The sequence below is a fragment of the Nannocystis sp. RBIL2 genome (assembly GCF_026626745.1).
In the GTDB taxonomy this organism is placed as follows: Bacteria; Myxococcota_A; Polyangia; order Nannocystales; family Nannocystaceae; genus Nannocystis.
Genome location: NZ_JAPNJW010000001.1, coordinates 1820660 through 1834643 on the forward strand (window position 1 = coordinate 1820660; position 13984 = coordinate 1834643).

Genomic DNA, 13984 nt, shown 5'->3' on the forward strand with positions numbered 1-13984 from the left:
GCGCACCGGCGACCCAGCACCCATCCGCCGGTGCCCCGGAGGCGCCCACGCCGCTGCCCCGCGGGTGAGCAGCGATACCAGGGGACTGGGCGTCCGGGGGCGCGGGGATTCGGTCCGCGGAGCTCATGGACGCCTCACCAGCTCCTCGTAGTTCTTGAGCGCGAACGGCAGCGTCAGCGCTCCGAAGTCCGGAATGCCCCGTGTGAAAGCAATCTCCCCCTCGACAGTCGGTTCGTCCGGCTTGGCGTCCTGCGCCAGCGCAATGTCCTGATTGCGGGTCACATAGGCGCGCAGGCCCTCCTCGTACGCGGCGATCCCACCGAAAAGATCATCCTTGTGCGTGGCGAGCTCCCCGGCCAGGACGCAAGCGCCGACCATTGCGACCGAGATGGCCTGCCCCGTACCCAGGGAGACGGCGTAGCCAGCATCGCCGACCAACACGATCCGCCCGCGCGACCAACGGCTCATGCGGACTGACTCAGCGAGTAGAAATGGAAGTCGGTCGCGCGCAGCATGTGTTCCGCGATCTGCGGAATCACCCAGCCCGCGCCAGCGACGCGATCGGCCAGTAACCGTTTCTGCGCCCCGATGTCGCGGGAGTCGTAGTCGATCCCCTTCGGCGCGCTGAAGCCGAGATAGGTCCTCGCATCGACGTCCTTCCGCAGGCCCATGACCAGCGCGCCGACGGAGTCGGGATGCTGGTACATGACTTGCCATCGCTCGAGGCCGAGGAAGTTCGGCATGCCGAAGGTGGCGACGTACAGGTCACCGAAGGCGCGCAGGAACTGCTCATCGGGGCCGAAGGCGATCCGCCGCCCCCCCGAGCCCAGCCCGTCTGCGTCCCGCGGGATCTCGATATCGGGGCTGTCGAGTCGGCCGCCCGTCAAGGTGCTCTCCGTGCTGCGAAAGATCTCCTGACCGGCCGAGTCGACCACACCGCTCGAGATCCCCAAGCCAATAGAGACTCGCTGCGCCGCCCTCGCTGCACCGTATGCCTCGTAGAAGCTCGTCATCTCGGCCGGTGTAAGGTCCCGATGCTCCGCGCGTGCGCCGTCGACGAGCTCTCGGCCGAGGGAGACCTGGTGGCCGAACGCGGCGACCGTGCCGATCGTGGCCGCGAGAAAGCCCCCGCCGAGGCCCGCCAGCGTCCAGCCGGCGACGACCCTGCCCTTCCCACGAGGCGCTGAGGTCGACGGAGCCAAACCCGGGCCTTCGGTCTTCGCGGGAGCGACGGAACTCGCCGCCAGACTCGCCCGCGACGACGAGATTGACGCCGAACTCGCCGGCGACGGTGAGCTCGCCACTGGCGACGAGCTCGCCGAGCCCACCAGAATCAACGACAGTTGAGCGCCGCCCGGTGGGCGGAGGTGCGGCCGTCAGTCATCACAGTTGACTGAAGCGAGTTACGCTGCCGTCGCTCCTGGTCATGCAGTGATAAGGTAAGCCACACCGCCCTTTTAGCGGCCGAGCTTTTTCTCCATCCGATAGTTATGGATCGGAACGCCACCGATCTCGAAGTCGCGCCGCTCGATCAGGCTGAAGCCCTGTTTGGCAAAGAAGCGCCGCGCCGGCTCGCTCGCCTCCACGAACAGCAAGTCGATGCCCTGCTCCACCGCCGCTGCTTCCAGTGCCGTGTACAGTGCCGCCGTCACTCCGGTGCCGGCCACATCGGGGCGGCAGAAGAGATGGTCGATATGCCCATTGCGCTCGACATCGCCATAAGCGAGCGGCGCATCGGCTTCGTCGACGGCTACAAGCAAGGTGCGCCCGTCTGCGGCGCGAGCCCGGAAGCGCGCTTCATCGGGCACCGCGGGCGCCCATGCCAGCACCTGCGCCCGACTATAGTACATCCTCGCAATCTGGTGCACGGCGGCATGGAAAAGCTGCGCGAGCGCGCCCGCATCTCTGGGTTCGACCGATCGGATCCGCATCGCGCAACTATCCGACTTCTTGGCGGATATCCAAATCACCGGTCGGCAGCGGGGTGACGGCGCGAGGTGCCGCGGCGAAGCGTCCGGACGCTCATCCGCGCGGCCAAACGGGCCGAGCAGGGCGGCGCGGAGAGGGTGGATGGCGCGCGCGAGCTGTCGGCGTGCTCATCCATGCGCGACCGAGCGGGTCGCGAAGATTGCGTCGAGTCCACGCGGACCGCCGGATGGTGCGGCCGTGCTTCACGTCACTGTGTCTTGACGTCGATCGATCCAGGTACCGCCCCGAGCAAGCGGAGCCTGTCAATCTCTTTGACTGTGAAGACCTCGGAGGGGGGACGGCGGGTTTGTTCATTTTCCTAAACGGGATCGCGGGGGCGTCGCCACGTGGAGGCGCTTTTACTCTCGGACTGACTGTGAGCCGGGTCAGCCAGACCGGTTGTGCCTGAGCTCGTCCTTCCGAGGGTCGTCGCTCTCACGAGTCTCCGCGTCTTGTTGTTCGTCGTTTTCGATCGCCTTCATCTCTTTGCGGAACCCTCGCAGCATCTGGCCGATACTCGAACCCAGCGCGGGCAACCGGGACGGGCCGAACACCAACACGATGACCGCGACGATGATGACGATCTCGAGGGTATCGAGCACGGGCGAACCTTCAGCTCGTCACAGGGCGCCGAGCCACACGAGCAGCGCCTCGGTCTCGTCCCACAGGCGGCGCTGGAGCGCCGGATCGTCCCCGGGGGGCGCCGGCGTGATCGCTCGCGGCCCCTTCACGGTGATGTAGCGACCATCGCGCTCGGCGATGCTCGAGCCGATCGCTAGCTCGACGATGAGCCCTGCGCCGCGGGCGGGATCGCCGACTCGCAGCCACTGCAGGACCCGCTTGAGCGGCGCCGCGAACCACAGGTCGCGGCCGAGCCCCGTGACATTGAACCCCGGGTCGAGGCACACCGCCTCCACTCCGGTCCCCTCGAGGCGCCGCGCGAGCTCGAGGGAGAACATGATGTCGAGCAGCTTGCTCTTCCCGTAGATCGCAGAGGAGCCGCGGGCGGTGAACGGCCGGGTGTCGGTGAGGTCCTCCGGCAGCGAGAGCGTGCCGTGCCGGCGCGAGGCCTCGGAGGCGACGGTCACGACACGCGCCCGACCTGCCGCGGTGAGCGCGGGCACGAGGGTCCGCGTGAGCAGCCACGGCGCCAGGTAGTTGACGGCGATCATCTCGGGCAAACCGTCAGGCGTCACGCGCTGCTCGAAGGCGTGAACGCCGGCATTGTTGATGAGCACGTCGACGCGACCGTACTGCGCGGCGATCTCCTCCCCGGCGCGACGGACCTCCGCCAGCCGGGTCAGGTCGGCGAAGAAGAGGTCGACGGAGGCACCGGTCACGGCCGCGCGCAGCTCGGCTCGGGTGCGCTCGGCCTTCTCCCGGTCGCGGGCGATGATGGCGAGGCGCGCGCCGCGACGCGCGAGTTCGCCCGCGGCGACGCGGCCGAGACCGTTTGTGGCGCCGGTGAGGACGATCAGAGGGGCTGGGAGCATGGGTGAGCCTCCGATATAGTGGGGATAAATCAACCATCCTCGAAGTAATGGGGATATGTCAACTAAATTACCCGACCCCGACCCCTCTCCCCGCAGCGCGCTGGAGCTCGAGCTCGGCGTCGAGCTGAATGCGCTCTTGAGTGCGTCACGGGCGCTCACCGAGCGCTCGGCCGCCGCATTCCACCCCGAGCTGCAGCCTGCCGCCTTTCACATCGCCCGCTGGCTGTACGCCTACGGGCCCGCGAAGCCGAGCGCCGTGGCCGAGGCGGTCGGGATGGATCGGAGCTCGACCAGTCACCTGATCGGCTGGATGAAGCGCCTCGGACTCGTCGAGAGTCGCCCCGACCCGTCCGACCGCCGTGCCGTGCTCCTCTCGCTCAGCCCGACGGGCGAAGCGCAGGTGCTCGCCGCACTCGACCTGCGGGGCGCCGCCTTCTCGGCTCGCCTGCGGGGCTGGTCCGAGGAGGACCTGCAGACCTTCACGGCCCTGCTCCACCGCTTCAACGCGGGCTAGCGCGTAGCAAGCGAGGGAGCGCTCTCGCCGAGCCCCGCGATCGCAGCGCTCGGCGACAGCCCGAACATCGCGCGAAAGCTGCGCGAGAGGTGGGCGGTATCGGCGAAGCCCGCGTCCATCGCCGCGGTGCGCACCAGCACCCCCGCCTCGATCTGCCGCGCCGCGTGCTGCAGCCCCGACCACAGCTTGAAGGCGCGGAAGGTCAGCCCCGTCGCGGCCTTGAAGCGGCGCAAGGCCTGAGTGCGCTCCATGCCGAGCCGCCGCGCCAGCTCGGTCTGCGACATCCGAGTCATCGGATCGGCCTGAATGGCGCGCACGATCGCCGCCATGTTCGTGCGCAGCGGCGCGGCGGCCAGACCCAGCCGCGCGCGCAGCTCGGCGATCGCATCGGCCTCGCCGCCGATCGCCCGCGCCGCCAGTTGTGCAAGCGCGCCCGTGGCCGCCACCGCCAGCGGTGCGGAGAAAGAAAATGCGAGGCCATTCAAATAAATCACATCGGCGCCGCGCTCGGCGAAGGAGACGCAGTGCGAGATCGCCGGCCGCACGATCAGCGCCTCTCCGGTCACGCGCCCGCCTTCATTCGCCACGGTCACGGGGCCCGTCCGCCCGACGAGCACCGCCAGGGCAGGATTGGGATGCGCCGCGAGCCGCCGGACCCCCACCGGGAAGATCGGGCTGGTGAAAGGCGACACCGGATCGGCCACGGCCATCATGATCGGCGCTGTTTCGAGGAGACTCAAGGCGGGAGGTCGTTGCCTATCCGGCGATCCCGGCCCGTGCGAACGCAGCCTGCGCCTGGGCGCCGTTCATGTAGACGTCCTTGCGCGCGACCTCGCCCGCGCGATTGAGCGTCACCACGTCGAGCATCTCGACGCGTGCCGTGAAGGCGGCGCCGCCGGGCTCGCGGAGCGCGAGCACCATCGTCCACTCGAACACCCAGTGGTCCGCGCCGTACAGCCGGCGCCCCATTTCGAAGCCGAACTCGAAGCGCGCGAACAGCCCGGCGCAATGCCGCCGCAGCGCGTCGCGCCCATGCACGGGCTCCGACCCGTCATGGAGGTGGAACACGCTGTCCTGCGCATGGAGCGAGGCGATCAGCGCAGGATCGCGGGTCTCCCAGCCGACGTGATAACGAGCGAAGAGATCGGGCAAGGACAGCGACTGCGCGGTGCTCTGTCCGGCGGGCGTTGCGAGGGACATGCGAATCCTCCTTTTGCTTCGCGCCGATGCTAGCGCGGGCAGCGGGAGGTCGCGTTGAAGCAACGTGCGCTCGTTGCCTCGGCCGGCCCGGGCTCAGCGCGGGAAATCGGTCGAGACCGACACCGCGCGCCAGGCCGCGAGCTCCTCGGCCACGAACGCGTGCTTGGCCTCGATGGCCGCGACCGTGTCGCTGCCGAGCGCCAGACGCAGCGGGGGCCGCTCCGCGCGCGAGAGGTCGACCACCACGCGAGCGAGGCGCACCGGATCGCCCGGCTGCTGCAGGCTGACCGACTTGGCGACCGCGCGCACCTTGCCGGCAGTCTCCGCGTAATCGGCGATGCTCGCGTCCGTCTCGACCACCGACTGCGGCTCCAAGAACTCGGTCCGGAAGTACCCGGGCTCGACGACGGTGACCGCGACCCCGAGCGGCGCGAGCTCGGCGTGCAGCGCCTCCGAGAGGCCCTCGACGGCGAACTTGGTCGAGCAGTAGACGCCGAAGCCGTGGGCCGATTTGTAGCCGCCGATCGACGACAGGTTGATGACGTGCCCCGAGCGCTGCTTCCGGAGCGTCGGGAGCACCGCGCGAGTGACCGCGAGCAGGCCGAACACATTGGTCTCGAACAGTCGCCGCACGTCCTCGCCGGAGGTCTCCTCGACCGCGCCGATAAGGCCGTAGCCCGCGTTGTTGACGAGCACGTCGATCCGCCCGAAGCGGGCCAGCGCCGCCTCGACGGCCGCCGCGACCGACTGCTCGTCGGTGACGTCGAGCGCGACGGGCAGCAGTGATTCGGAGCTGCCGAGCCGCTCGGTGACTCGCTTCGGATCGCGCGCGGTCGCCACGACCTCGTCCCCCGCCGCCAGCGCGGCAGCCGCGATCTCCGCGCCGATCCCGCGCGACGCCCCAGTGATGAACCAAACCCGCTTCGACTGCTTCGTGACCATGATTGTGTTCCCTTCGACGAGGAGACCATAGCGCCCGCGATCGTGAAGAAAATCAGGCCAACGCTTGATGCGTCATGAACCTGCGGTTCATAATCGGCCGGTGGACGACATGTTCGACGGGCTGCCCTCGTTCCTCGCGGTGGCGAACCACAAGAGCTTCACTGCGGCCGCCGCCGAGATGGGCGTGTCGCCGACGGCGATGAGCCAGAAGATCAAGCTGCTCGAGCAGCGCCTCGGCGTCGTGCTGTTCCAGCGCACGACGAGGCGGGTGGCGCTGACCGACGCGGGGACCAGCCTGTTCGCGCGCCTCGGGCCGGCGCTGGCGGAGGTGGAGGTCGCGCTCGCCACCCTCGGCGACTACCGCGGGCGCCCGTCGGGGCGGCTGCGCCTGACCGCGCCGCGAGCGAGCGGGTCCTGGCTGCTCCCGGCGATCGTCGCGCGGATGGCCGAGCAGTACCCCGAGCTCGCAGTCGAGGTCTCGCTCGACGACGCCTTCGTCGACCTCGTCGCCGCCGGCTTCGACGCCGGGATCCGGCTCGGGGATGCGATCGAGAAGGACATGGTGCGCGTGCCGATCACGAAGCAGTCTGCGTGGGCGATCGTCGCCGCGCCGAGCTACCTCGCGCGGGCAGGCCGGCCGCGCAAGCCCGAGGACCTGCTCCGCCATCGCGCGATCCGCCAGCGCATGATCGCCACCGGCGTCGTCTATCGCTGGGAGCTCGAGCGACAGGGCAAGTCGATGACCGTCGACGTCCCCGGCTCGATCGTCGTCGACGACGTCGCCCTCATGGTGGCGCTGGCGATCGCAGGCGCTGGCTTGGCCTACGTGCTCGACGAGGCGGTCGCCGACGCAGTGGCCGACGGCCGCCTCGAGCGCGTGCTAGGGCCGTTCGTGACCCCCGGCCCGGGCTTTTGCCTCTACTTCCCCGCGCGCACGCAGGAGCAGCCGAAGCTCAAGGCCCTCGTCGAGGTCGTGAAGGGCGTGCGCGTCGAGGAGCGGACGGGCCCCGCCAGGGCGAAGCCCACGAGCGGCGCGGCGGTCAAGAAGTAGTCGCCGCGCGACCGGACGGGCTCGGTCGCAGCAGTCAGGGTCAGACGATCGCGGTGGCTGCCGGGACCGACCGCCGAATCACGTCACCCGGGCGGAGCGTCGAATCGATACTGCGTGCGCTGGGCGGACGGCCGCGCCGCGAAGCTCTCGGCGAAGCGCGCCAGCGCGGGGTACGGCTCGACGGGCACGGTGCTGCGGAACGAGAGGTGGTCGACGAGGCAGAACAGGGACGCCTCGAACAGGCTCAGGTCGCGCGGCGAGGCGAGCCCGTCCAGCACTTCAGCGAGGTGATCGTCGAGCCAGCGCAGCGCGCCCTCGAAGCCCTGCCGCGCCTTCACGAAGTAGACGTTGTCGGCCGGGAGCTTGCACAGGACCGGGCCGAACACCAGCTGCACCTGCGCCGCCATGCCGTGGCGCACCAGCTCGTGGGCGTTGCGCGCGACGTCGGAGCGCAGCTCCTCGGGCCACACGACGCGCCGGCCCGGGTCGGCCAGCTCCGCGAGTGCGCGGCAGATGTTCTCGGCGCCGAACACCAGCGAGCCGCCCCTGCGCAGCGTCGGCAGCTTCAGGGCGGGGTTGCCGGCGTAGACCTCGGGCCGGGCGACGGTCATGTCGTGGACCGGCACCAGCTCGAACCGGACATCGAGCTCGTGCGCGAAGATCAGCGCCAACCGGGTGAAGTGAGAGCTGCTACGACCGATGATCTGCACGTCGCTCATGTCGAATCGACCCCTCGCCATGGCAATTACCACCGGGCCGCGACCGGCCACAGACACAGTTGCGGGCGCGCCGGGCCGGGGATCTGTGCACGAAGAGGCCGCCCCACCTCGGTCACCCGGGTGACGCGGGCATCCACGGCCGCGGGACGCCGAGGAGCGGCGCTTCGGCGCGCGCCGGCGAGATCGGATACGATGCGGCCATGCGTCCAGTCGCCCTCGCCGTCCTCACGCTGCTGTCCGCCTGTTCGAGCGTCCCCCCGGCGGCGGGCGAGCCGGACAGCGACACCGACACCAGCACGGGCAGCAGCGGCGGTGACAGTACGAGCGAAGGCGGCCACGCCCTGTGCGACGGCGGGCCCTGGCAAAGTGGGCAGCCGATCGCGGTCCCGGAGCTGCCGGCCGGCGATCCGGCCGCGGGCTACGAAGCCTTGCTCACCGAGGATTACGTCAGTTGCGGGATCCCCTGGGAGCTGTTCGGCTTCGCCGAGGACGTGCTCGGCGTCGAGGAGCCGCTGCCCGGGCGCACCGGCAAGAACGCCGAGGTCGGCCACGCCTGGAACGTCGTGACCCTCGGGGACGGCAGCGAGCTGGTCGTCTCCAACTGTCTGCAGTGCCACGCGGGTTACTTCGACGGCGAGCTGATCGTCGGCCTCGGCAAGGCCTCGGCCGACTTCACGACCTCGCTCAGCGACTTCGCCGAGCCGCTGCCCGACCTGCCCGAGACCAGCGAGGCCAACGCGGCCTTCAACAAGTTCAAGGCGCGCGCCGCGGCGCTCGGGCCCTATTCGACGATGCTGACGATCGGCGCCAACCCGGCGGTGATGTTCGCCATCATCCTGCTCTCGCACCGCGATCCGGTCACCCTCGCGTGGAGCGACGAGCCGCGCTACGAGCTGTCCACCGAGCGGGTGATCCCGGCCGATCCGCCGCCGTGGTGGCGGGTCGGCAAGAAGGCCAGCAACTTCGCCAACGGCATGTCGCGCCGCGACCACCGCGGGACCATGGTCCTCGCGTCGTCGCTGTGCACCGACAGCGTGGAAGAGGCCGGCCCCGTGGTCGACTACTTCGCCGACATCCAGGCCTACCTCGCCTCGCTCGAGGCGCCCCGTTATCCGTTTGCGATCGACGCGGCGCTCGCGGCCGACGGCGCGGAGATCTTCGAGTGCAACTGCGCCGGCTGTCACGGCACCTACGCCGACGACCCCAAGGCCGAGACCTACCCCAACCTGCTGATCCCGCTCGACGTGATCGGCACCGATCCCTCGTTCGCCACCCTCTCGGCCGAAGGCGGCTTCTATCACCACCTGAAAGATTGGTTCAACGAGTCGTTCTACGGCATGTTCAGCGAGGTCGTGACCGACGACCCGACGCCCGGCTACACCGCGCCGCCGCTCGACGGCATCTGGGCGACCGCGCCGTATTTTCACAACGGCTCCGTGCCCAGCATCGCGCTCGTGCTCGACAGCACGGCGCGACCGAGCAGCTGGCGGCGCCTCGACTACGACAGCACCCACTTCGACCAGGCCGCGCTCGGCTGGCCGTGGGAGCCGGCGACGGCCTGGTCCGAAGCGCCGGTGAGCGAGCGCAAGTTCATCTACGACACCACCGCGTTCGGCTACGGCAACGGCGGCCACACCTTCGGCGATCACCTCGACGACGCCGAGCGCCAGGCCCTGCTCGAGTACCTCAAGACGCTCTGACTCGACGGTCCTCGTCGCGAGGCCGCGCAGCCCCGGCGCGGCTCGAGCCATTCGTCGCGCTCGCAAAATCCCGGCGAACGGACCGCCGCCGGACCGCCGCACCCGCGGCGCTCGGCGGACACCTCGCCGCAGACGCGAGGCATCGGAGCTGATGCGGACATGGCCGCTGCGCCGGCGGCTCCGCCCGCAGCGAGCGCGGACGCGCCCGTTGACGCCCCGAGCCGTTTTCATATGCTTTGCAAAGCAAACTATCCATGCCGCGCCCCGACCCCCGCATGCAGCTCGCGCTCCAGGCCCTGGCGCTGTTCCCTCGCTTCACTCGCTGGGCGGCCACCCGGGTGCAGGGCGGCGAGCTCGGCCGGGGGTTGAGCCTGCGTCAGTTCGCAGTGTTCGCCGCCTTGCGCGCCGGCAACCGCTCGCCGAGCGAGGTCGCGGCGCGGCTCAACGTCACCCCCGCGGTCGTCACCGGCCTGGTCGACCGGCTCGAGCGTCGCGGCTACGTGCGGCGCGAGGTCTCGCCCGGCGATCGGCGGCGGTACTCGCTCCGGATCACCGAGGCCGGCGAGCGCGTCTGCGACGAGGTCCAGCAGGCGCTGGCGCAGCAGCTCGCGGCCCAATTCGCGGGCGCGAGCGCGGAGGCGCTGGCCGAGTGCAGCCGCGCCCTGATTCGCATCGAGCAGGCCGTCGCCGCGCTCGAGCGACCGCCGGCGCTCGCCACGACCCGCGAGCCGCCTGCACGACAGACCCCCGCGAAACCTGCTCGCCCGCGCCGTTCGCCCGCGCAAGAGCCCCGCGCCGCCGCCCCCGCGAAGCCTGCCAGCCCGCGCCGTTCATCGGCGCGCGGCCAGGCCCGCAAGCCAACCCGGAGGAGAGCCTCATGAACACGACCGCCACCGTCCCGCCCACTGCCAGCAGCTTCGACCTCCCGGAGGACGCCTCGCTCCCGCGGCGCATCGGCCTCGCGCTCCGCGCCCTACGCACGCTCCGCCACGACCCCAAGGACATCGCCGCCGGCAAGGCGCTCAACCTCAGCCTCAACCGCGACGCCCTCGCCAGGCTGCGCGAGGGGCTGGCGCGGACCGAGGACGGGCGGCGGCTGCTCGCCGAGCGCCCCCCGCTCGACGGCCGCGTGCTCGACCTGGCCGCGCTCGAGCGATTGCCGGAGGGCACCCTCGGCCGCGAGTTCGCGCGCTACTTCGGCGCCAACGGCATCACCCCGTTCGAGAACCCGTACCCGGTCCACTCCGACGTGGAGTACCTCTCCAGGCGCTACCGCGACGAGCACGACCTGGTCCACGTGCTCACCGGCTACGGCACCGACGTGCCCGGCGAGGTCGAGCTGCAGGCGTTCATCGTCGGCAACCTCGGGCTCCGGACCGCGGCCCTGATCGTCGTCTTCACGACGATCAAGGTCCTGCCGACGCTGCCGGGCATCACGGTGCGCGACTACCTGCGGCGAGTCACCGCCGCGTACCGCCGCGGCCGCGCCGCCCAGCCGCTGCTCGGGGTCCGCTACGAGCACCTGTGGGACCAGCCGGTGGAGCAGGTGCGCGCGCTGCTCGGCATCCGCTGAGCGCGACGCGGGCGACGGCCGCTCGCCGGGCCCGCGCTGACCTTCGGACATGTTCTCAGCGACACGTCCTTTTTGACATGTCATTGCATTGACAGCATGCACTTCACGACATGTCCTCGATGACATGTCCGATGAACGATGAGAACACACCCGTCACGGCGCGACCGCCTTCAGCGCCGCCCACGTCGCCGCCGCCTCCTCGTGCAACGCCTTCGCCCGCTCGTGGTCCGCCGGCGTGCGGGCCAGCAGCGCCCGCGCGAGCAGCGTCTGCGCCTCGGCGCGCCACAGCGGCGCCAGCAGATCGGCCCTCTCGCCCGCGTCGGCAAAGCCGGCGACCGCTCGCCCCAGCGCCTCCGCGGCCTCGGCTGGGCGGTCCAGCAGCAGCAGCGCCCGGCCGCGCAGCAGCTCGAGCTCCGCCACCTCGCCGGCGATCCACGGCGCCTCGCGGAACCGGTCGGTCCAGGTCCGCGCCTGCTCCACCTCCACCAGCGCTGCCGCGGGGCGGCCGGCGTGGACCGCGACGAACGCCCGCGCCTTGGCGCGCTGGTTCGCCTCCTGCCCTGCCGCGTCGGCCTCCGGCGCGCACGCGGGCACGCGCCCGGCGCTGGCGAGCGCCGCGGCCCGGTCGCCGCCGTATATCTGCAGATAAGCCAGGTACTGGAAGCAGAACCCGCAGGTCGTCGACGCCCCGCCGGCCACCGCCAGGAACTCCGGGCACACATTCGACAGCGTGGCGACGGCCTGGCGCAGCTCCGGCTCGAAGCGGGCGCCGAACGTCCGGCGGTCGAGCGCGAACGGGTGGCGCGGCCCGAGGTGCGCGACCAACAGCTCGTCGGCGCGGGCCAGGAGGGCGTGGCGTTCGTCGCCCGCGACGGTCACCATCGCCGCGTTGAACATCGCGTTGGTCGACTCGATCGGGTCGGCGTGCGGCGCCGCCAGCAGCTCCTCGACCGCGCGCCGCATCGACGCCGCGGCGCCCTCGCGGTCCCGCGCCAGCAGCTGGACCACGCCGACGTTGTTGCTGGCCAGCCCCCGGGCAGCGTGCGGCTCGGGCGCACGCGCAGCCATGGCCAGGGCCAGCGGCGCCAGGCGCAGCGCCTCCGCGGTGCGGCCGCTCTGGACCCCGTCGACGTAGAGCAGGCGGGCGATCGCCTCGGCGGCCAGGTCGTCGCGCCGCGCCTCGATGGCCCGCGTCAACGCCTCGACCAGCACCGGCCGGGCCGCGGCCCAGCGCATGCGGCTGAACAGGACCCGGGCCTGGACCAGCAGCGCCTCGGCCAGGAGCGGCTCGAAGGAGATCCGGCGGGCCTGCCGGATCGCCTCTTCGGCCCGGATCAGCGCCCCGTCGAGGTCGCCCGCGTCGTGGCGCACGCGCGCCTCGATGAGCCCCGCGCCGATCGCCGCGACGGGGCCGGCCAGCGTCGGATCTTCGGGCACCCTCGCCTCGCCCAGCACCACCGCCGGCTGGGCGCAGGCGGCGATCGGCGGCAGGCGGGCCACGAGCTGGGCGGCGTCGATCTCTGCCTCGCCCGTCAGCAGGCGCGCCGCCGCGGCCAGCGTCTCGCGCCGGCCGTCGAGGCAGCGCATGCGCGCGTCGAGCAGCGCGCTCGACTGCTCGCCGCGGCGATGGTCGAGGCAGGCCTCGCGGTGCCCGACCAGCCACGCGCCCGCGTAGGCGTCGAGGCCCGCCAGCACCCGCGACGACGCGTCGGTGCCCGCCAGCGCGGCCGCCACGGCTTCGCGGCGCTCCGGGTTCCACGCCCCCGCCAGCGCCGCCGGGCCACCGCTGCACGGCTCGGGGCCGCTGGTCAGCGCGGCGACGAGGCCCGCCAGCAGCCCACCCGCGCCCAGCCCCGCCAACCAGCGCCGCCGCCGACGTCCGCGGTCGACCCCCAGCGCGGCGAGCAGCGCCGGCATGTCCGGGTAGCGGCGCTCGGGCTCGTAGGCCAGCCCGCGCTGCAGGGTCCGCGTCAGCTCGCCGGGCACTCCGGCGCCTCGCTCCGGCCGCAGTTGCCCGACGCGCATCGCCGCGGCGATCGCCGCCGGGCTGTCGCCCGCGAACGGCCGCGGGCCGTGCAGCGCCTCCCACAGCGCCAGGCAGAAGCTGAACTGGTCGCTGCGGGCGTCGGCAGTGCCGCCCCGGTGCTGCTCGGGGGCCATGTACGCGGGCGTCCCGAGCAGCGCCCCGGTCATGGTCAGCGGCCGCGACAGCGTCCCGCGATCGGGCTCGAGCGCGCCCGGGTTCGCCGGCTCGTCGTGCTGGCGCACCAGGCCGAAGTCCGCCACGCGCACCCGCCCGTCGGCGCCGACCAGCACGTTGTCCGGCTTGAAATCGCGATGCACGAAGCCCGCCTCGTGCGCCGCCGCCAGCCCGCGCCCGGCGTCGAGGAACACCCGCAGGACCTCCGCCAGCCCGCGCGGCTGGACCAGCCAGGTGCGCAGGTCGACCCCGCGGACCAATTCCATGGCGATGAAGATCCGGCCGTCGATCGCCCCGGTGTCGTGGATCTGCACCACGTTGGGGTGCGACAGCCGGGCCAGCGCGTGGGCCTCGCGCAGCAGGCGGCCGGGGCTGGCGGCGTGACCGTCGGCGCGCAGCAGCTTGAGCGCGACCTTGCGATCGAGGTCGGGATCGTAGGCCGCGTAAACCACCCCCATGCCGCCGGCGCCGAGCTGCCCCAGCACGTGGTAGCGGCCGAGCCGCGCCGGCAGCGGACGCGCCGCGCCGCCGGACGCGGAGGCCGGGTCCGCAGTCGCCTCGTCGCTGTCCGACCCCCGCGGGCCGGTCGCCGAGTCCAGGCTGTCGTCGCCGGTCATGAACGAA

16 protein-coding genes are annotated in these 13984 nt (G+C 71.7%); 6 read left to right on the forward strand and 10 right to left on the reverse strand.

Annotated elements, in window-relative coordinates; all coding sequences use genetic code 11:
• Positions 1-123: 123 nt before the first annotated feature.
• Positions 124-468, reverse strand: coding sequence for a hypothetical protein (locus OV090_RS07190; RefSeq protein ID WP_267702761.1), 345 nt, complete (start codon positions 466-468; stop codon positions 124-126).
• Entirely contained in the window at positions 465-1013 is a 549-nt protein-coding gene (locus tag OV090_RS07195) for a hypothetical protein (RefSeq protein ID WP_267702762.1), read from the reverse strand. The genes OV090_RS07190 and OV090_RS07195 overlap by 4 nt, the downstream gene beginning before the upstream one ends.
• A gap of 88 nt (positions 1014-1101) precedes the next feature.
• Between OV090_RS07195 and OV090_RS07200 the strand changes: the two genes are divergently transcribed.
• Complete coding sequence (locus OV090_RS07200) at positions 1102-1347, forward strand: hypothetical protein (protein WP_267702763.1); 246 nt, start codon at positions 1102-1104, stop codon at positions 1345-1347.
• Between the two features lie 110 nt (positions 1348-1457).
• Here the strand turns inward: OV090_RS07200 and OV090_RS07205 are convergent, their stop codons facing one another.
• The 3 genes from OV090_RS07205 to OV090_RS07215 form a co-directional block, all read right to left on the reverse strand.
• Positions 1458-1931, reverse strand: a complete 474-nt coding sequence (locus OV090_RS07205; RefSeq protein WP_267702764.1) for a GNAT family N-acetyltransferase — start codon at positions 1929-1931, stop codon at positions 1458-1460.
• A 423-nt stretch (positions 1932-2354) separates the two neighbouring features.
• Positions 2355-2570, reverse strand: a complete 216-nt coding sequence (locus OV090_RS07210; RefSeq protein ID WP_267702765.1) for a twin-arginine translocase TatA/TatE family subunit — start codon at positions 2568-2570, stop codon at positions 2355-2357.
• A gap of 18 nt (positions 2571-2588) precedes the next feature.
• Positions 2589-3461, reverse strand: coding sequence for an SDR family NAD(P)-dependent oxidoreductase (locus OV090_RS07215; protein ID WP_267702766.1), 873 nt, complete (start codon positions 3459-3461; stop codon positions 2589-2591).
• Positions 3462-3516: 55 nt separating this feature from the next.
• Here OV090_RS07215 and OV090_RS07220 point away from each other — a divergent pair, with 55 nt between their 5' ends.
• The gene (locus OV090_RS07220) at positions 3517-3975 is read left to right on the forward strand and encodes a MarR family transcriptional regulator (RefSeq protein WP_267702767.1); all 459 of its coding nucleotides are present in this window, start codon (positions 3517-3519) and stop codon (positions 3973-3975) included.
• Here the strand turns inward: OV090_RS07220 and OV090_RS07225 are convergent.
• The 3 genes from OV090_RS07225 to OV090_RS07235 all read right to left on the reverse strand — a co-directional run bounded on the left by OV090_RS07225 (position 3972) and on the right by OV090_RS07235 (position 6117).
• Complete coding sequence (locus OV090_RS07225; RefSeq protein ID WP_267702768.1) at positions 3972-4715, reverse strand: AraC family transcriptional regulator; 744 nt, start codon at positions 4713-4715, stop codon at positions 3972-3974. The genes OV090_RS07220 and OV090_RS07225 overlap by 4 nt on opposite strands.
• A gap of 16 nt (positions 4716-4731) precedes the next feature.
• Positions 4732-5175, reverse strand: coding sequence for a nuclear transport factor 2 family protein (locus OV090_RS07230; protein WP_267702769.1), 444 nt, complete (start codon positions 5173-5175; stop codon positions 4732-4734).
• 93 nt (positions 5176-5268) lie between these two features.
• Positions 5269-6117, reverse strand: a complete 849-nt coding sequence (locus tag OV090_RS07235) for an oxidoreductase (protein WP_267702770.1) — start codon at positions 6115-6117, stop codon at positions 5269-5271.
• Between the two features lie 109 nt (positions 6118-6226).
• Between OV090_RS07235 and OV090_RS07240 the strand changes: the two genes are divergently transcribed.
• Entirely contained in the window at positions 6227-7168 is a 942-nt protein-coding gene (locus OV090_RS07240) for a LysR substrate-binding domain-containing protein (protein ID WP_267707076.1), read from the forward strand.
• Between the two features lie 83 nt (positions 7169-7251).
• Here OV090_RS07240 and OV090_RS07245 read toward each other — a convergent pair whose 3' ends face one another.
• Positions 7252-7908 carry a glutathione S-transferase family protein gene (locus tag OV090_RS07245; protein ID WP_267702771.1) on the reverse strand — a complete coding sequence of 219 codons (657 nt, stop codon included), beginning with the start codon at positions 7906-7908 and terminating at the stop codon, positions 7252-7254.
• Positions 7909-8087: 179 nt separating this feature from the next.
• Here OV090_RS07245 and OV090_RS07250 point away from each other — a divergent pair, with 179 nt between their 5' ends.
• The 3 genes from OV090_RS07250 (at position 8088) to OV090_RS07260 (ending at position 11160) form a co-directional block, all read left to right on the forward strand.
• A complete protein-coding gene (locus tag OV090_RS07250; protein ID WP_267702772.1) occupies positions 8088-9587 on the forward strand; it encodes a c-type cytochrome in 1500 nt (499 codons plus the stop codon).
• A gap of 254 nt (positions 9588-9841) precedes the next feature.
• Positions 9842-10468, forward strand: a complete 627-nt coding sequence (locus OV090_RS07255; protein WP_267702773.1) for a MarR family transcriptional regulator — start codon at positions 9842-9844, stop codon at positions 10466-10468.
• The gene (locus tag OV090_RS07260) at positions 10465-11160 is read left to right on the forward strand and encodes a Coq4 family protein (protein WP_267702774.1); all 696 of its coding nucleotides are present in this window, start codon (positions 10465-10467) and stop codon (positions 11158-11160) included. Before OV090_RS07255 ends, OV090_RS07260 begins: the two co-directional genes overlap by 4 nt.
• 153 nt (positions 11161-11313) lie before the next feature.
• Here the strand turns inward: OV090_RS07260 and OV090_RS07265 are convergent, their stop codons facing one another.
• Positions 11314-13977 carry a serine/threonine-protein kinase gene (locus tag OV090_RS07265; protein WP_267702775.1) on the reverse strand — a complete coding sequence of 888 codons (2664 nt, stop codon included), beginning with the start codon at positions 13975-13977 and terminating at the stop codon, positions 11314-11316.
• Between the last annotated feature and the right edge of the window lie 7 nt (positions 13978-13984).